The sequence below is a fragment of the Geodermatophilus sp. SYSU D01119 genome (genome assembly GCF_054049975.1).
The window spans coordinates 24978-42321 of sequence record NZ_JBJGYL010000035.1 but is presented as its reverse complement, the minus strand read 5'-3'; the positions used below and the strand labels follow the sequence as shown (position 1 = coordinate 42321).

Annotated in this window: 17 protein-coding genes and 1 tRNA gene; 6 read left to right on the top strand and 12 right to left on the bottom strand. The window is 75.9% G+C overall.

Going from position 1 to position 17344, the window contains the following annotated elements; genetic code table 11:
- Positions 1-44: 44 nt before the first annotated feature.
- The 7 genes from pknB to ACI79X_RS20930 form a co-directional block, all read right to left on the bottom strand.
- The gene (gene pknB / locus ACI79X_RS20960) at positions 45-1976 is read right to left on the bottom strand and encodes a Stk1 family PASTA domain-containing Ser/Thr kinase (RefSeq protein WP_457027351.1); all 1932 of its coding nucleotides are present in this window, start codon (positions 1974-1976) and stop codon (positions 45-47) included.
- A gap of 136 nt (positions 1977-2112) precedes the next feature.
- A complete protein-coding gene (locus ACI79X_RS20955) occupies positions 2113-4026 on the bottom strand; it encodes a protein kinase domain-containing protein (RefSeq protein ID WP_457027350.1) in 1914 nt (637 codons plus the stop codon).
- On the bottom strand, positions 4026-5474 hold the full coding sequence (locus ACI79X_RS20950; RefSeq protein ID WP_457027349.1) for a peptidoglycan D,D-transpeptidase FtsI family protein: 1449 nt from the start codon (positions 5472-5474) through the stop codon (positions 4026-4028). Before ACI79X_RS20950 ends, ACI79X_RS20955 begins: the two co-directional genes overlap by 1 nt.
- Complete coding sequence (locus tag ACI79X_RS20945) at positions 5471-6883, bottom strand: FtsW/RodA/SpoVE family cell cycle protein (protein WP_457027348.1); 1413 nt, start codon at positions 6881-6883, stop codon at positions 5471-5473. Before ACI79X_RS20945 ends, ACI79X_RS20950 begins: the two co-directional genes overlap by 4 nt.
- Complete coding sequence (locus ACI79X_RS20940; protein ID WP_457027347.1) at positions 6883-8331, bottom strand: PP2C family protein-serine/threonine phosphatase; 1449 nt, start codon at positions 8329-8331, stop codon at positions 6883-6885. Before ACI79X_RS20940 ends, ACI79X_RS20945 begins: the two co-directional genes overlap by 1 nt.
- An 85-nt stretch (positions 8332-8416) precedes the next feature.
- Positions 8417-8875: an FHA domain-containing protein FhaB/FipA gene (locus ACI79X_RS20935; RefSeq protein ID WP_073422095.1), complete on the bottom strand. Its 459-nt coding sequence runs from the start codon at positions 8873-8875 to the stop codon at positions 8417-8419.
- A 43-nt stretch (positions 8876-8918) separates the two neighbouring features.
- Entirely contained in the window at positions 8919-9731 is an 813-nt protein-coding gene (locus ACI79X_RS20930; protein WP_457027346.1) for an FhaA domain-containing protein, read from the bottom strand.
- A gap of 187 nt (positions 9732-9918) precedes the next feature.
- Here ACI79X_RS20930 and ACI79X_RS20925 point away from each other — a divergent pair.
- From ACI79X_RS20925 to ACI79X_RS20915, 3 genes are all read left to right on the top strand, one after another.
- Positions 9919-10004: transfer RNA gene (locus ACI79X_RS20925), tRNA-Leu, on the top strand.
- Between the two features lie 183 nt (positions 10005-10187).
- A complete protein-coding gene (locus ACI79X_RS20920) occupies positions 10188-10718 on the top strand; it encodes a SigE family RNA polymerase sigma factor (RefSeq protein WP_457027345.1) in 531 nt (176 codons plus the stop codon).
- The gene (locus ACI79X_RS20915) at positions 10715-11764 is read left to right on the top strand and encodes a hypothetical protein (RefSeq protein WP_457027344.1); all 1050 of its coding nucleotides are present in this window, start codon (positions 10715-10717) and stop codon (positions 11762-11764) included. Before ACI79X_RS20920 ends, ACI79X_RS20915 begins: the two co-directional genes overlap by 4 nt.
- Before the next feature lie 17 nt (positions 11765-11781).
- Here the strand turns inward: ACI79X_RS20915 and ACI79X_RS20910 are convergent, their stop codons facing one another.
- Entirely contained in the window at positions 11782-12177 is a 396-nt protein-coding gene (locus tag ACI79X_RS20910; RefSeq protein ID WP_457027343.1) for a nuclear transport factor 2 family protein, read from the bottom strand.
- A gap of 73 nt (positions 12178-12250) precedes the next feature.
- Entirely contained in the window at positions 12251-12715 is a 465-nt protein-coding gene (locus ACI79X_RS20905; RefSeq protein WP_457027342.1) for a DUF1707 SHOCT-like domain-containing protein, read from the bottom strand.
- A 129-nt stretch (positions 12716-12844) separates the two neighbouring features.
- Here ACI79X_RS20905 and ACI79X_RS20900 point away from each other — a divergent pair, with 129 nt between their 5' ends.
- Positions 12845-13330, top strand: coding sequence for a GNAT family N-acetyltransferase (locus tag ACI79X_RS20900; RefSeq protein ID WP_457027341.1), 486 nt, complete (start codon positions 12845-12847; stop codon positions 13328-13330).
- Positions 13331-13343: 13 nt separating this feature from the next.
- Here ACI79X_RS20900 and ACI79X_RS20895 read toward each other — a convergent pair whose 3' ends face one another.
- Positions 13344-13865, bottom strand: a complete 522-nt coding sequence (locus ACI79X_RS20895; RefSeq protein WP_457027340.1) for a hypothetical protein — start codon at positions 13863-13865, stop codon at positions 13344-13346.
- Positions 13862-14128: a helix-turn-helix transcriptional regulator gene (locus tag ACI79X_RS20890; RefSeq protein WP_457027339.1), complete on the bottom strand. Its 267-nt coding sequence runs from the start codon at positions 14126-14128 to the stop codon at positions 13862-13864. The genes ACI79X_RS20895 and ACI79X_RS20890 overlap by 4 nt, the downstream gene beginning before the upstream one ends.
- A gap of 128 nt (positions 14129-14256) precedes the next feature.
- Here ACI79X_RS20890 and ACI79X_RS20885 point away from each other — a divergent pair, with 128 nt between their 5' ends.
- Both ACI79X_RS20885 and ACI79X_RS20880 read left to right on the top strand, forming a co-directional pair.
- A complete protein-coding gene (locus tag ACI79X_RS20885; protein WP_457027353.1) occupies positions 14257-14826 on the top strand; it encodes an RNA polymerase sigma factor in 570 nt (189 codons plus the stop codon).
- Complete coding sequence (locus ACI79X_RS20880) at positions 14816-15973, top strand: hypothetical protein (protein ID WP_457027338.1); 1158 nt, start codon at positions 14816-14818, stop codon at positions 15971-15973. The genes ACI79X_RS20885 and ACI79X_RS20880 overlap by 11 nt, the downstream gene beginning before the upstream one ends.
- A 26-nt stretch (positions 15974-15999) precedes the next feature.
- Here the strand turns inward: ACI79X_RS20880 and ACI79X_RS20875 are convergent, their stop codons facing one another.
- The gene (locus ACI79X_RS20875; protein WP_457027337.1) at positions 16000-17289 is read right to left on the bottom strand and encodes a DUF222 domain-containing protein; all 1290 of its coding nucleotides are present in this window, start codon (positions 17287-17289) and stop codon (positions 16000-16002) included.
- Between the last annotated feature and the right edge of the window lie 55 nt (positions 17290-17344).

Below are 17344 nucleotides of genomic sequence, written 5' to 3'. Positions count from 1 at the left end.
GGCCCCTCCCGGATCGGGAGGGGCCCTTCTGTGTTCGCGGCGGGTCAGCCGCCCGGCGGCGTACCGGACGGCGTGGCGGTCGTCTGCTGGACGACCAGCAGCGTGATGTCGCCGTCGGCCTCCACCGTCTGGCCCGGCTGCGGGTCGCTGCCGACCACCGTGCCGGCCGCCTGGCCGGGGTCGCCCTCGGTCGGGAGGACGGCGATGCTGCCGGTGAAGCCGGCGGCAGCCAGCGCCTGGCGGGCGGCGGCCTCCGTCTGGCCGATGATCGACTGCGGGACGGTGATCTCCGCCGGTCCCCCGCTGGAGACCTGCAGGGTGATCTGCGTGTCCGCGCGCGCCTGCTGACCGGCGGCCGGGCTCGTGGCGACCACGGTGCCGGCCGGCTGGTCGGACTCGACCTCCTCGGTGGCGAGGTTGGTGAAGCCCTCGCCGGTGAGCGTCTGCCGCGCCGCGTCCTGCGTCTGGCCCGCCACCGCGGGGATCTCCGCGTCGCCGTCGGAGAGCGACAGCGTCACCGTGGTGTCGGGCGCGACCGAGGTGCCCTCCGCCGGGTCGACGGCGACGACGGTGCCCTCCTCCGCGAGGGAGTCGGTCTGCTCGGTGTCCACGTTGCCGGTGAAGCCGGCGCCCTCGAGCGCGGTGCGGGCGCGGTCCTCGTCGAGGTCGACGACCTGCGGCACGGTGACGGTGTCGGGGGCCACGCCGACGGTCAGGGCGACCTCGCTGCCCTCCTCGACCTGCGCGCCGCTGGCGGGGTCGGTGTCGAGCACCGTGCCCACCTGGGCGTCGTCCGCGACCTCCTGCGGCGTCACGTCGGCGGCGACGGTCAGGCCCGCCGCCTCGATCGCGGCCCGGGCGTCGGCCTCCGGCTGCCCGACCAGCCCGGCGGGCACGGTGACCTGGGTGGCCGCCGGCGGCGCCTCCTCGTCCCCGGAGTTGACCAGCAGGGCGATGCCGACGACGGCGCCCACGAGCACCAGCGCGCCGACGACGGCGGCGATGACCCGGTTGCGCTTGCGCCGGCGGGCGGCCTCGTCGTCGTCCCAGCCGTCGTCTCCGCCGTAGGAGCCGGGGGTCGCGCCGAGGATGGTGGTGCGCTCGTCGTCGCCCATGACCGGCGTCGCCTCGACCCGCTGCCCGGCCAGGGCCCGGAGCAGGTCGTTGCGCATCTCGGCGGCCGACTGGTACCGGTTGGCCGGGTTCTTGCTCAGCGACTTGAGCACGATCGCGTCGAGCTCCGGCGGCACGGCCGGGTTCACCGACGACGGCAGCTTCGGGTCCTCGCGGACGTGCTGGTAGGCCACCGACACCGGCGAGTCACCCGTGAACGGCGGCGCCCCGGTGACCAGCTCGTAGAGCAGGCAGCCGACCGAGTAGACGTCGGAGCGGGCGTCGACGGCCTCGCCGCGGGCCTGCTCGGGGGAGAGGTACTGCGCGGTGCCGATGACCGCGGCGGTGGAGGTCATCGTGGCCGCGGAGTCCGAGACCGCGCGGGCGATGCCGAAGTCCATGACCTTGACCGAGCCGTCGGGCGTGAGCATCACGTTCCCGGGCTTCACGTCGCGGTGCACGATGCCGTTGCGGTGGCTGAAGTCCAGGGCGGCGCAGATGTCGGCCGACAGGCTCATCGCGCGGTCCGGGGACAGGACGCCCTCACGGCGGAGCACGTCGCGCAGGGTCTCGCCCTCGACGTACTCCATGACGATGTAGGGCGTGGCACCCGTGCTGGTGCGGTCCTCGCCGGTGTCGTAGACGGCGACGATCGCCGGGTGGTTCAGCGACGCGGCGGCCTGCGCCTCGCGGCGGAACCGGACCTGGAAGGACGGGTCGCGCGCGAGGTCGCTGCGCAGCACCTTGACGGCGACCTCGCGGCCGAGCCGCAGGTCACGGCCGCGGTGGACCTCCGCCATGCCGCCGCGTCCCAGCACCCCGCCGATCTCGTAGCGCTCGCCGAGAACCTGGGGCGTGGTCATCGGAGGTCCTCTCGGGCGGTGCGGGAACGCGGCGCGGGCGGGCCCGGCGGCAGCGGGACCCGGACGGCGGACCCGGTCCCGGCGGGGAGCCTAACGGGCCGCAGGCGACGAACCGGGACGGTGAGTGAGCGCGCCGTCACGCCGACGCACCGTCGGCCACGGCAGCCCCCGCAGCCGCAGGGGCGGACGGGCCGGCGCCCTCCGCAGTCCCGGTTCCACCGCCACCGGCGCCGGTCCCGCCGGTGTCCGACCCGTCCGCCGGGGGGTCGGTGACCGGCGGTGGAGCGGAGGAACCGGGCGCCTGCGTGGTCGTCGGGGCGCTGGTCGTGGTGCCCGTGTTCGACGGGGAGGAGCTGGTGGTCGTCGGAGCGGAGGTCGTCGTCGGGGGACTGGTCGTCGTGGTGCCGCCCTGACCGCCCCCGCCGCCGTTGCCGCCGGTGGGCTCGGCGTCGTCGCCGCCGGGCTCCTCGGTCTCCTCCGCCGGCGGGCTGTAGTCGGACTCGGCGACCGACAGCGTCACGGTGGTGCCGCGCGGCACCGGGATGCCGGACGGGTCGACGCCGGCCACCTCGCCGGCGTTGAGCTCGATCCCGGCGGCGGCCAGCACCTCGTCGGTCGCGTCGACGCGGGTGACCTCGAGCCCGGCCTCGAGCAGCTCGGCCTCGACGTCGTCGGCGTCCTCGCCGAGGTACTGCGCGGCCGCGGGGATCGTGACCAGGTCCTGGGTCGGGCTGGCCGACCCGCTGCTCGGCGCGCTGCTGCTCGTGGAGCCCGCGCTGCTGTCGCCCGGGTCCTCGCCGTTGCCGGAGAACAGGAAGAAGGCGCCGGCGATCAGCGCGGCCACCAGCACCAGCCCCGCGAGGGCCAGCGCCCAGCGCCGGTTGCCGCCGCCGCGCCGCGGCTGCGGGTCGCGCCAGTCGCCGGTGTCGTCGCCGTCGACCGGCGGGCCCTGCAGCGGCGGCATGGTGCGCGGGTTGCCCGCGGCGTGCCGGCCGCCGGTGCGCGGGCCGGCCGAGCGGGGGACCGACGTGCGCGGGCCGGCGGCCGCCGCGGCCGCCGCCCCTGCCGCAGCTCCGGCCGCTGCTCCGGCCGCCGCCCCGGTCACCGGGCCGCCGAGCACGCGGGTGCCGTCGCCGTCGACCTCGGGGATGACCTCGGTGGCCGCGGCCGCGAGGCCGGTGGGCACCGCGCCCGTGCCGGGGGCGGCGCCGTGCCGGCCCGCGGCGGCGACGGCGCGGATCGCCGCGGCGAACGCGGCGCCGTCGGTGAACCGGTCGTCGGGGTGCTTGGCCAGCGCGCGCTCGATGAGCTGCCGCACGGCCAGCGGGATCTCGGCCGGCAGCGGCGGGGGCTGCCGGTTGATGTGGGCGAGGGCGATGGCGACCTGCGAGGTGCCGTCGAAGGGCCGCCCGCCGGTGAGGCACTCGTAGCCGACGACGCCGAGGGAGTAGACGTCGGAGGCCGACGTGACCTCCATGCCCTGCGCCTGCTCCGGCGACAGGTACTGCGCGGTGCCGACGACCATCCCGGTGCGGGTGAGCGGCGTGGCGTCGCGGGTACGGGCGATGCCGAAGTCGGTCAGCTTCACGACGCCGTCGGGCCGGACGATGAGGTTGCCCGGCTTGATGTCGCGGTGCACGACCCCGGCGGCGTGCGCGGCGGAGAGCCCGTCGGCGGCCTGGCCGAGCACGTGCAGCGTCCAGTCGACGGGGAGCCGGCCCTCCTCGTGGAGGATCGTCACCAGCGGCTTGCCCTCGACCAGCTCCATGATCAGGAAGGCCAGCTGGGAGCCGCGGTCGTCGGTGCTCTCGCCGTAGTCGTAGACCGAGGCGATGTTCGGGTGGGCCAGCGCCGCGGTGTGCCGCGCCTCGTTGCGGAAGCGGGCGACGAAACTCGGGTCGCCGGTGAACTCGCTGCGCAGCACCTTGGCCGCCACCACGCGGTCGAGCACGCGGTCGCGCGCCCGCCACACCTCGCCCATGCCACCGGTGGCGATGGGCTCGGTGATCTCGTAGCGGCCGGCCAGGATGGTGCCGGTGGACAGGGCCATCAGCCCCCCTGACCCTCGAGGTAGGCCTGCATCACGTCGCCGGCGATCGGCGCCGAGACGTCGCCGCCGGTACCCCCGCCGTTGGCCACGAACACCGCCACGGCGATGCGCGGGTCGTCGGCCGGGGCGAAGCCGATGAACCAGTTGTGGTCGGGCACGCCCTCGGCGACCTGCGCCGTCCCGGTCTTGCCGGCGACGGCGGTCCCGGGGATGCGGGCGGCGCGGCCGCTGCCGTTGGCCACGACGCTCTCCATCATCTCGGTCAACTGGCCGGCCACCTCCGGGGTCACCGGCTCGGAGAGCTCCTCCGGGTCGGCCTGGTCGATGACCGTGAGGTCGGGGGCGCGCACCTGGTCGACCAGGTACGGCGTCATGAGCGTGCCGTCGTTGGCGACCGCCGCGGCCACCATCGCCGCCTGCAGCGGGGTCATGCGGACGTCGCGCTGGCCGATCGAGCTCTGGCCGAGCGCCGCCTCGCTCTCGATGTCGCCGACGCTGCTGCCGGCCACGGGCAGCGGGATCTCCAGGCCCTCGCCGTCCATGCCGAACGCCTCGGCCATCTCCCGCACGCGGTCCTCGCCGAGGTCGATGCCGAGCTGGGCGAAGGCCGTGTTGCAGGAGATCGTCAGCGCGTCGATGAGCGACTGCTCCTGGCTGCTGCTGCACGAGGAGCCGCCGAAGTTCTCCAGCGTCGTCGAGGTGCCGGGCAGGGTGAGCAGGTCGGGTGCCGGGACGACGGTGTCGGGCGTGTACTCGCCGGTCGACAGCGCTGCGGCCGACACGATCACCTTGAAGACCGAGCCGGGCGGGTAGTTGTCCTGGGTCGCGCGGTTCAGCCGCGGGTCCTGCTCCTGCGCGTCGAGCTCCGCGGCGTAGGCGCGGATGGCGTCGGGGTCGTGGCTGGACAGCTGCGCCGGGTCGTAGGTGGGCGTGCTGGCCATACCGAGCACCGCGCCGGTCGACGGGTCGAGCGCGACGACGGCGCCGGTGACGCCCTCCAACCCCGCCATCGCGGCCTCCTGCACGCCGGCGTCGAGGGTCAGCACGACGTCGCCGCCGGCCGGGTCCCGCCCGGTGAACAGGTCGGCGATGCGTCGGGTGAACAGCCGGGCGTCGGAGCCGGCGAGCACGTCGTTGACCGCGCGCTCCATCTGGGCGCTGTTGTAGAGCAGCGAGTAGTAGCCGGTGACCGCCGCGTACACGGGGCCCTGCGGGTACTGGCGCAGGTACTTCAGGGTGTCCTGGGTGGGCACCGACAGGGCCACCTCGGTGCCGTCGACGACGATCGAGCCGCGCTCGCGCGAGTACTCCTCGGTGAGCACCCGGGTGTTGCCCGAGTCCTCGCGCAGCTCGTCGGAGCGCACGACCTGGATGTAGTTGACGTTGACGATCAGCAGCGTGAAGAGCACCAGCACGCTGATCGCCACGCGGCGCAGGGGCGCGTTCACCGGGACACCACCTCGGTGGGCGCCTCGCCGATCGCCGTCTTCGGGGGCACCGGCGGGGCGGCCGGGCGGCGGGCGGCGTCGCTGATGCGGACCAGGATCGCGACCAGGCCGAAGTTGGCCACCAGCGACGACCCGCCGTAGGCGACGAACGGCGTCGTCAGGCCGGTCAGCGGCAGCAGGCCGGTGACCCCTCCGAGGACGACGAACAGCTGCCACGCGACGGCGAAGGCCAGGCCGCCGGCGAGCAGCTTGCCGAAGGCGTCGCGCACGACCAGCGACGTGCGCAGGCCGCGCTCGACGAGGACCAGGTAGATGACGATGACGGCGACCAGGCCGAACAGGCCCAGCTCCTCGCCCAGCGCCGACGCGATGAAGTCGCTCTTGGCCACCGGGACCTGGTCGGGGCGGCCGCCGCCCAGCCCGGCGCCGAACAGCCCGCCGGTGCCCAGGCCGAACAGCGACTGGACGAGCTGGTAGCCGCCCTCGTCGCGGTAGGCGAAGGGGTCCAGCCAGGTGTCCACGCGGACCTGCACGTGCCCGAACACCTGGTAGGCGAGGAAGGCGCCGCCGGCGAACAGGCCCAGGCCGATGAGCAGCCAGCTCGCCCGCTCGGTGGCGACGTAGAGCATCACCACGAAGATGCCGAACAGCAGCAGCGAGCTGCCCAGGTCGCGCTCGAAGACCAGCACGAGGATCGACACGACCCACACCGCGAGCACCGGGCCGAGGTCGCGGGCCCGCGGGATCTCCAGGCCGGCGACCCGGCGGCTGGCCAGCGCGAGCACGTCGCGCTTGTCGACGAGGTAGGCGGCGAAGAACACGATCAGGCAGATCTTGGCGAACTCGCCGGGCTGGATGCTGAAGCCGGCCACCCGGATCCAGATCTTGGCGCCGTAGACCTCGGAGATCGACGCGGGCAGGACGGCGGGCAGCGCGAGCAGCACCAGGCCGACCAGGCCGAGCGTGTAGGCGAAGCGGGACAGCAGCCGGTGGTCGCGCAGCACCACGACGACGGCGACGAACAGCGCCACGCCGATGGTCGCCCACAGCAGCTGCACGGGGGCGTCCTCGCGGGTCGTCTCGCCGTCCTGCAGCCCGGCGAGGTCGAGGCGGTGGATCATCGTCAGGCCGAGACCGGTGAGCACCGCGACGGCGGGCAGCAGCAGCGGGTCGGCGTAGGGCGCGAAGCGGCGCACGACCAGGTGCACGACGACCCACAGGGCGGCGAACCAGCCGCCGAAGGTGGCCAGCTCCGCGCGCAGCGAGCCGGTGATCGTGATGTCGACGATGCTCTGCGCGGCGAGCGTGATGAGGACGGCGAAGCCCAGCAGCGCCAACTCCGTGTTGCGCCGCTTCGGGGGGACCGTGCCCGGGGCCGCGGCCCGGGGATCGGTGGTGGGCCCGGCCATCACTCCGCCTCCCGGCAGTCCACTCCCGGCTCGGGCCCCGCCGTCGAGGAGCCCGCCGTCGAGGAGCCGGCCGTCGAGGAGCCGGCCGTCGGGGAGCTCGCCGACGACGGGCTGCTGGGCGCGGGGGTGTCGGTCGCGCCGCCCGGGACGGTCGCGCCGTCGGGAGGCTGCGCGGTGGGGACGACGTCGGACGGGGAGGCGGACGCGCCGGCGGAGGGTCGGTCGTCGTCGGCCGGGCACTCGGGGAGCGCGGCCTGGCGGAGGTCGTCGACGATCCGCTGGGCGTCGTCGGCGCCGCTGGCCTCGATGCCCTGCCGGACGCTGTTCTGCTGGTAGGAGGACAGGTCCTCGAGCTGGATGCCGGTGACGTCGTCGACGCGGAAGAGGTCGAGACCCAGCAGCTCGGTGTTGAAGCCGCGGTAGACCGCGACGTGGTCGGTGCCGTCGGCGGCCGCGACCCCGACGAACCAGTGGGTGAGCACCCACAACCAGGTGGCGATGCCCGCGCCGACGAGGAGCAGCACCGTGCCCCCAGCGACGAACAACCGCCGCCGGGAGCGGCGGCGGTCGGGTGGGGCGGAGGCGGACGCGGACGTCGGTGCAGGTGGGGGTGCCGGTGGCGGGTCGGCGAGCGCGGCGCGCCCGGCCGCCGAGCGGGGGTCGACGGCGCGCTGGCCGCGGTTGTCGCCCGCGGCGCCGTCGACGACCGGCTCCATGGACGTGCCGGTGCCGGAGTCCTCCACGACGTCGGCGACGATCACGGTGATGTTGTCGGGACCGCCGCTGCGCAGCGCCAGCTCGACGAGCCGGTCGGCGGTCGACTGCGGGTCGGGGTCCTTGAGCGCCTCGGCGAGGGTCTCCTCGCTCACCACGCCGGACAGGCCGTCGGAGCACAGCAGGTAGCGGTCGCCGGCGCGCGCCTCGCGCATCGACAGGTCGGGGTCGACGTCCTGGCCGTTGAGGGCCCGCAGCAGCAGCGAGCGCTGCGGGTGGTGGTTGGCCTCCTCGGGCGTGATCCGCCCGTCGTCGATGAGGGTCTGCACGAACGTGTCGTCGTGGGTGATCTGCGTGAACACCCCGTCACGCAGCAGGTAGGCGCGGGAGTCGCCCACGTGGCACAGCGCCAGCCGGCCGCCGGCGAACAGGACGGCGGTGAGCGTGGTGCCCATGCCCTCCAGCTGTGGCGACTCGCGGATGACCTCGCGCAGGTGCTCGCTGCCGTCGAAGACCGCCTCGCGCAGCGCCTGCAGCATGTCGCCGCTGGGCGCGTCCTCGTCGAGGTGCTCGAGCGCGGCGATCACGACCTTGCTGGCGACGTCGCCGGCGGCGTGGCCGCCCATCCCGTCGGCGACGGCGAGCAGCCGGGGCCCGGCGTACACCGAGTCCTGGTTGTTGCCGCGGACGAGGCCGCGGTCGGAGCGGGCGGCGTAGCGCAGCGCGAGACTCATCGGGACCTGCTCACGTCTGCTCTGCCGCTCCCCGTGGTCGTGTGCGTGCTGCCCATCAGCATGGTGCCCGACAGGATGGTGCCCATCAGCGCAGCTCCAGGGCGGTCTGGCCGATGCGGATCGGCTGGCCGGGAGCCACGAGCAGCGGACCCTGCACCCGCTGCTGGTCGAGGTAGGTGCCGTTGGTCGACCCCAGGTCCTCGACGTACCACTGTCCACCCCGGTTCGTCAGCCGCGCGTGCCGGCTGCTGGCGAAGTCGTCGGTGAGCACGAGCGTGGAGTCGTCGGCGCGGCCGATGAGGATCGGCTGCTCGCCCAGGGTGATCTTGGTGCCGCTGAGCGGGCCGGCGGTGACGACGAGCGTGCGGGGCCCGCGGCCGCGGCGGCGCCCGGCGGCCGCCGCCCGCGGCGGGACCGAGGCGACCCGGCCGGTGCGCCCGCCGAACAGGTCGGCCCGCACCACGCGGAACGCGGCGAAGATGAACAGCCAGAGCAGCAGCAGGAACCCGAAGCGGAAGACCTGCAGGACGATCTCGGCGGTCACGACCGGCCCCCGGTGCTCCGCCTGGTCGAGCGCACGGCGTCGCTCACGCGCCGTCCTGCCGGTAGACCAGGACCGAGTGGCCGATGCGGATGACGTCGCCGTCGGCGAGCGCCTGCCGGCTGATCCGGCGGCCGTTGACCAGGGTGCCGTTGGTGGAGCCGAGGTCCTCGGCGTAGGCGGTGCCCTCGTCCAGGACGACGTCGACGTGCTTGCGGCTGACCCCCGTGTCGGGCAGCCGGATGTCGGCGTCGGTGCCGCGGCCGATGACGTTGCGGCCGGTGGTCAGCTCGTGCCGGGTGCCGGGCCCGTCGACGACGAGCACGTGCGTGACGCCGGGCCGGGAGCCCGCGCGGCCGACGACGGAGGGGTGCTGGCGGCCGGTGTCGGTGGGCACCCGCCCGCCCAGCGGCGGCAGCGGCGGGACCGCGCCCGAGCCCATCGGCGGGGCCGGCTGCGCGGCCTCGGCCCGGGTGCCCGGACGGGCCGGGTCGGCGACGTGCGAGCTCACCTCGAACACGCCGGTGGGCAGGTCGTCGTCGCGCTCGAGCCGGACCTGCACGGCGCCGAAGGTCTGCCAGCCCTCGTCGTCGATGTGCTCGGCCACCATGTCGGCGAGCTGCGCGGCCAGCTGGTCGGACCACTCGGCGAGGTTCTCGTAGTCGGTGGGGCCCAGCCGCACGTCGTAGACGTTGGGCGCGAGGACCCGGCCCTCGCCCAGCACGGAGCGCTGCTCGTCGGCCTCCCGCTGCAGCGCCTTGGCGATCTCGGCGGGGTGCACCTTGCCCTTGAACAGGCGCGCGAAGGTGACGCCCACGATGCCCTCGAGTCGTCGCTCGAAGCGCTGCAGCACGCCCACAGTCGCTCCTCCACGCTCGCTCGGATGGGTGGTCCTCGGTTGATCGTAGCCGGGCGGTCGGCCACCGACCGGCCAGGAACGCGCAGCGTCACAGCGCGCCGCGCGCCCGGGCCACGGCACGCCGCGCACCCGGCCCGGACCCCTCCGCCGTCGGTCGGCGGGCGGCTGCTACTGTCCTTCCTCGCCAGGGCAAGTGGCGGAATGGCAGACGCGCACGGTTCAGGTCCGTGTGTCCGTGAGGACGTGGGGGTTCAACTCCCCCCTTGCCCACCAGACGAGAAGGCCCCCGGGACTCCCCGGGGGCCTTCTCGCGTCCCGGGCTCCCCGCGCCCGGGGGGTCACCCGGCCGGCGTGACCGGATCGTGACCGCCCGCCGTCGCGGATCCGGGGCCCCCGCCGGGTCACCTGGTCAGGAGCACGGCCGGGGCACGGCCGGGGCGCGGCGGACGGGGGAGCATGGGCGCGGACCGGGACGACTTCACGGCGTTCGTCGTCGCCCACGAGGCGGCGCTGCTGCGCACCGCCTACCTGCTCACCGGCGACCGCGGCCACGCCGAGGACCTCGTGCAGACGGCGCTGGCGCGGGCACACCGGCACTGGCGCCGGGTCCAGCGGGCCGACGTCCCGATCGCCTACGTGCGCCGGCTGCTGCTCAACTGCCACCTGAGCTGGCGGCGCCGCCTGATGAACGGCGAGCAGGTCCTCGAGACGCTGCCCGAGGCCGCCGTCGGCGACTGGCAGGACGCGCACGCGCTCGGCGACGAGCTGCGCCGCGCGCTGGACACCCTGTCGCCCCGGGCGCGGGCGGTGCTCGTCCTGCGCTTCTACGAGGACCTCGGCGAGACCGAGACCGCGCGCGTCCTCGGCTGCTCGACCAGCACCGTCCGCACCCACACCGCGCGGGGCCTGGCGGCCGTCCGCCGGGCGCTCGACGCCCCGCCCGCCCGGCCCGAGCCCGCCCCCCTGACCGACGGGAGCACGTCGTGACCGACCTCGACGTCCGCGACGCCCTGCACCGGCTGGCCGCCCAGGCCGGCCCGCCGCGGGGACAGGACACCGCCGACGCCGCGATCGGCCTGGCCCGCCGTCAGCGCCGGGTGCGGGCGGCGTGGGCCGGCGGCGCGCTCGCCGTCGCCCTGCTGGCCGGCGCCGTCCCCGCCGTGCTGCCCGACGCCGGCCCGGCGGCCGGCCAGGCCGCCACGGACCGGACGACCCAGGCCGCCCCCGGGCTGTTCGACGTGCCGACGCGCGGCTCCCTCGCCGGCGACGAGGCGTTCGTCGCCGGGGTGGCCGCCCTCGAGTGGTCGGCGCCGGTGGGACTGAACGGCACCGAGCTGCGCCCGCCGGCGGACTCCCGGCGCGTGCTCTTCGCCGGCGACCTGCCCGGCGGCCGCCGCTGGGCGCTGGTCATGGGCGCGGACGGCGGCCAGCGCGTGTACGCGTGGTTCGGCGGCCCGGCCGGCGCCGCGCCGGGCGAGCTGACGCTCCTGGCGCAGCCGCAGCGGGGGAGCCTGGCGCAGCCGGTGGTGCTGCTCGAGGCGACCGGCGAGCAGGCGCTCCTCGTGGTCATCGGCCTGCCGGGGGACAGCGCGCGGTACTCGCCGGGCACCGTGCGCTTCGACGACGTCACCGTCGGCCGGGTGTGGACCGACCTGCGGGGGGACGACGGCGTGCTGGTGACCGAGGTCGACCGGCCGGTCTACGTCGGCGCGGAGACGGTCGAGGTCGTCCGGGACGGGGAGGTCGTGACCACGGCCCGGGGCGTCCCCCGGACCGAGACGTCGGGCGGGGCCGAGCAGTGGGCCTTCGCCCAGCCGGTGGACGAGCGGCTGTACGGCGACCCGGCCGCCCAGAAGCGGTTCGTCACCTGCCTGCCCGAGGACTTCCGGGTGACGTTCGGGCCCGACGGCTCCACGACCTTCACCTACCCCCCGATCGAGGGCGAGCGCAGCGACGTCGAGCTCATGGGGATCTACGCCGGCTGGGACGCCATCCTCGCCGACTGCGCGGCGCGCGCGGTCGGCGAGGGCTGAGCGTCCCCCGGCCCCGCTCAGGCGGTGCCGGCGGTCTCCTGCAGGAAGGCGGCCGAGTCGTAGTAGGTGCGCACGCCGGTGAGCAGGCCGTCGTCGGAGCCGTCGCCCTCGATGACGGTGACGCCGCGGTAGGTGAAGGGGCGGCCGCTGCGCAGGGTGCCGCGCGACTCCCACTCCAGCGCCGCCGTCCGCTCCCCGACGGTGCTCGAGGTGAACGTCGTCTCCAGCTCGCCGAAGACGTTACGGTAGTCCTCCCAGAAGCGGCGGGCGCCGTCGGGTCCCTGGGCCTCGTGGTCGGAGTTGAGCTTGATCAGCGTGGCGTCCTCGCCGGTGAGGTCGACCATCGGCTGGGGGTCGGACTCGGCGTCGAGGTGGTGCAGGGCTGCGGTGAAGCGCTCGGTGAGCGTGTGCACGGGGTCCTCCCGGGACGGCGACTGCGGTCGCGGGAGGGCCTACCCGGCCGGTCGCGGACGCACCCGCACCGGATCAGGCGGGCAGCTGCCGGTCGCCGCGCGACCGGCGCTCGCCGAGGGTGCGGGCCAGCAGGACGAAGCCCCACGGGCCGACGACCCAGACCGGCCAGGGGTAGAGCAGCTCGCCGCTGCCCAGCATCGAGACGAGCCAGATGCCGGTGACGAGGACCCCGGTGACCAGCCAGCTGGTCCAGGCGGCGCGCAGGTCGTCGCCCCACGCGCCGTGCCAGGCGCCGCCGTACACGGCCCGGGCCACGGGCGACGGGCCGGCGGCCGCGCCGGTCGCGGACGGGGCGGCCGGCCGGGGGAGGTCGGTGGTCAGCTCGGCGAGCTCGCCGTAGGTGCGGGCGCCGTGCGCCCGGGCGCTGCGGTCCTCGTACTCGGCGAGGGTGAGCCGGCCGTCGGCCAGGGACTCGTCGAGGCGGGTGACGACGGCGGCGCGGTCGGCGTCGGCGGCGAGCTGGTGCGGCTCGGGCATCTCGGGCTCCTCATCGGCGGGGTGCTCCGAGTCTTTCCCGCTGCGGGGCCCGCCACCATTGACAGACGTCACCCATCGCCGGTGCGTCCTGCACGGTCGGGCGGCGGTGCGTCCGGCCAGGATGGCGGCGTGACGACCACCGACGCCGGGGCGACGCTGTCGCCCGCCGCCTGGGACGACGACGAGGTGCAGCGGCTGACAGCCGCCCAGCAGGCCGAGCTCCGGGAGCGCTACGACGGCGACCTGGAGCCCGGGACGAAGCCCACGGCGGCCGACGTCGCCGTCGTGCTGCTGGCCCGCGACGCCGCCGGGACCGCGATCGGCTGCGGCGCGCTGCGGCCCCTCGGCGACGGGGCCGCGGAGGTCAAGCGGATGTACGTCGTCCCGGACGCCCGCGGGCGGGGCGTCTCCAAGGCACTGCTCGCCGGGCTGGAGGCGGCGGCCGCCGAGCGCGGGTGGACGACGCTGCGGCTGGAGACCGGCCCGCGCCAGCCGGAGGCGATCCGGCTGTACGAGGGCGCGGGCTACCGGCCGATCCCCGCGTTCGGCGCCTACGTGGACGACCCGGACGCCGGCTGCTCGCTGTACTACGAGCGGGTGCTCGGCCGCCCGTGAGCCGCGCCGCCGGTCAGGCGGCGAGCGCCTCGTCGGCCTCGGCGTCCTCCTCGTCGGGCAGCGTCCAGGCCAGGTGCCAGTAGGGCAGCAGGCCGGAGGTGAGCCACAGCAGGAAGCCCAGGCAGAGCGCCAGCGCGGTGTGCCCGGTGCCGGCGGCGAGGGCGATGCCGCCCGCCCAGGCGGCGAACGACAGCGCCCACGTCGGCCAGCCGACGCGCGCGTGTGAGTGCTCACGCATGCCCTGCTGGTGCTCGTCGAGCGACTGCCGCCCACGGTCGAAGACCCCGCGGATGCCGAGGTTGAGCAGCGAGTGCAGCGGGATGAACAGCAGCATCCCGGCCGTCCAGGCGACGAAGTAGGCGGTGGTCCACCCCGCGCCGGTGAGGGCGGCGGCCAGCGTCGTCGCCACGAGGGTGGCCAGCAGTGCCGCCTCGGCGAGCACCGCGCGGTGGCGGGCGGTGCGGGCGCGGGTCCAGGCGTAGCGGTCGTCCTCGAACGCGCGGGCCATGTACGTCTGCTCGGACGGGGTGGTCATGGCGTCCTCCGGGTGAGCTCGGAACCGATCGGGGGCAGCGGGTCGAGGGAGAAGACCGCCTCGACCGGGAGGTCGAAGAAGCGGGCGATCCGCAGGGCCAGGGCCAGCGACGGGCTGTACTCGCCGCGCTCGAGGTAGCCGATGGTCTGCGGGTGGACGCCCACGCCGTCGGCCAGCTCCTTGCGGCTGACGCGGCGCTCCGCCCGGAGCACCGCGATGCGGTCGTGGACGCGGTCGGCGTCCGTGCGTGGCCGACGACCCATGCCTCCATTCGTAGCATTACTGCTACGGGATGAGCAAGGGATCCGACGGATCGGGACCCCGCCGTCGAGCGGCCCAGGTGCGGCCGTAACGCTCCGGCCCAAGCCGGACATGGAGGGGTGTGATCGCGATGCACGGGCCGCCGCCCGCGACGGACGACCCTCCCGCGACGGCCGACGAGCGGCTGGAGGCGGCCTACCGGGCGTGCGGCACCGCGGTGCTCGGCTACGCGCTGCGGCGGGCGGCCACGCGGGAGGACGCCTACGACGTCGTCGCCGAGACCTTCGCGACGGCGTGGCGCCGCCGGGCGGACCTGCCGGCGGACCCGGAGGAGGTGCGGCCGTGGCTGTTCGGCGTCGCCCGGCTCTGCCTGGCCAACGCCGCGCGCAGCAGCCGGCGGGCCGGCCGGCTGGGGGAGCGGCTGGCCGGCGCGCTCGCCGACGCCGACGTCCCCGACCCCGCCGAGTCGCACGAGAGCGGGGTGCTGCGGCGCTCGGTGCGCGCCGCGCTCGACCGGCTCTCCCCGGAGGACCGGGAGCTCGTGACGCTGGTCGCCTGGGAGGGCCTGACCCCGGCCCAGGCGGCCGCCGCCCTCGGGATCGCGCCCGGCACCGCGCGGGTGCGGCTGCACCGGGCACGCGCCCGCCTCCGCGTCCTGCTCGACCCCACCGACCCCGAGGAGGCCGGCGGTGCTCGCTGACCGCGACCTGGACGTCCTGCTCGACGGCGCCGCCGGCGTGCGCGACGCCGACCTGCCGCCCCTGCCCGAGGAGTTGCTGGCCGCGGTCACGGCCGACGCCGGCCTGTCGCTGGTCGTCGCGGAGCCCGCGTCGGTGGTGGCCGCCCGGCAGCTCGTGGCCGACGCGCACGAGGCCCGCACCGCGCCGCGCCGGCGCCCGCGCCGGAGGACGGTCGTCCGGGTGGCCACCGCGCTGGTGGCGCTGGCCGCGGCCTGGGCGACGGCCGTCGTCGTCGGCTCGCCGCCGGAGCCCGGGGCGCCGGCCGTGCCCTCGGCGGGCGCGCCCGTCGCTCCCGGCACGCTGGCGCTGGTGGCGGCGGAGGCGGTCACCTTCCCGGTGACCGTCGAGGCGCCGCCGGAGGGCCTGGCACCGTTCTACAGCCGGCGCGGCGGCATGCCGCAGTACGGCGACGAGCCGCCCTGGTACGTGGCGGCCTACCTGCCCGTCGACCCGGGGACCGGCGCGCCCGGGCCCTCCGGCGCGGGCCAGGTGGTGCTCACCCTCTACCCGGAGGACCCCCGCTCGTCCGAGGGGTACGGCTTCTGGCCCGAGGGGGAGCCGACCGGGACGGCGGCCGTCGGCGGCGCCGAGGCCGCGGTCTGGCGGGAGGACGGCGTCGTCAGCCTGCTCTGGGAGCGTGCCGACGGGCGCTGGGTCTGGCTGACGGGGGAGGGCGCCCGGTTCGACGTCGCCGCGCTGGTGGCGGTGGGGGAGTCGGTGGTCGACCGCCCGCAGCCGGTGGGCCTGCAGTTCGGGCTGGCGCCGGCCGGCTGGTCGGTGGGCGGTTACGAGGAGAGCCGCAGCCTCGACCTGGTGAGCGACGCCGACCCCCTGCTGGCGCTGCGACTGAGCGCGGTGGGCTCGCAGTACACCGGGACGATCGACGAGCTCCTCGAGGGGATGCCGACGGCCGCGCCGACCGAGCCGGTGACCGTGCAGGGCCGCGACGGCCGGCTGGCGCTGCTGGCCGGCGACGCGGGCCAGCAGTCGTTCTGGACCCTGGTCGGGCAGCTCCCGGACGGCCGGTTCTTCCGCCTGCTCGCGCCGCAGGCGCTGACCCGCGACCAGGTGCTGCAGATCGGCGAGCAGGTGACCGCCGCGCCCTGACGGCGCGCAGCCCGGCACGGCCGGGCTCAGGCGGAGACGAGCGGCGGCGACCGCAACGCCGCGGGTGTGCGGATCTCGGTGCCGTCGGGCCGCCAGGTGTGCCATCGGCCGTCGGGCAGGCGTTGCACGCGGAAGCCGTGATGGACCTTGGTGTGGTGCCGTTCGCACAGCAGCGCCGAGTTGTGCAGTGATGTCTCGCCGCCGTCGAGCCAGTGGACGAGGTGGTGGACGTCGCACCACCAGGTGGGGGCGCGGCAGCCGGCGAAGACGCAGCCGCCGTCGCGGATCTCGGCGGCGCGGCGGAGGTGCCGGTCGGCCAGCCGCTGCGCCCTGCCGAGGTCGAGCGGGACGCCCTCGGGGTCGAGGACGACGCGGGTGATGGCACCGTCGCAGGCGAGCCAGCGGGCGGTGGCGGCGGGGACGACGGTGCCCGACCCGAGGGTGGCGGAGCCCCGCCACGGTGGGAGCGAGGACGCCCTGCTCGACCCGGCGTTGCCGTCCGGGGTGACCTCGGCATCGGTCTGGCTCTCGGGATCGGCGCCGGCCGGGACGTGGTCGCGTGGACAGTCGGGGTCGTGCAGGTCCTCGGCGTCGACCTTCACCACGACCTGCGGCTTGACCCCGCGCAGCTGAGGGGTGGCGCCGGTGGCCAGCGCGGTGTCGGCCAGTTGCACGGCGCCGTCGGCCAGGCGTTGGGCGCGGGTGCGCTCGTCGCCGGCGGGCCGGTCGGCCTGCACGTGCGCCTCCACCGCGGTGGCGAACCGCTCGGCGCCGACCGGGTCGAGCTGCAGGTGGAAGGTGACGGTGCCGTCGGCGTGGCGGACCACGCTCATCCGCCGCCCCTCGGTGGGGTCGGGTTCGGGCCCGTCGGGGTCCAGCGCGGTGCAGTAACGCCGGACGACGACCACCAGGGCGTCGTGGTCCTGCTCGATCGCCACGGCGGTGAGGACGGCGTCGATCTCGCCCAGGTCCACACCGTGCGCCGCGGCGGCGGCCCGCCGGGCCGGGGTGGTCACCTCGGCGGCGACGGCCACCTGGGCGGCGGTGACCAGCCCGGCGTCGTGCGCCTCGGCGAGGGCCGGCAGGTGCTCCAGCGCGCGGCCGTTGCGCACCAGCCGCGCCGCCTCGCGCCCGGGCAGCCGGCAGTGCCCGCACAGCCAGGACGCCATGCTCTTGAGCCCGTCGCGCTCGGCGGCCTGGGACAGCTCCGCGGCCCGCACCGCGCGGGCCAGCCGGGCGTCGATCCGGTTGCGCTCGGCGACCAGCGCGGCGACGTCGTCGAGGACGTCGCCACTCCCGATCCCGCTCGAACGCATGTACGGAGTCTAGCCCGCCGGACGACCCACTGCAGGACGAATCCCCAGGTCAACG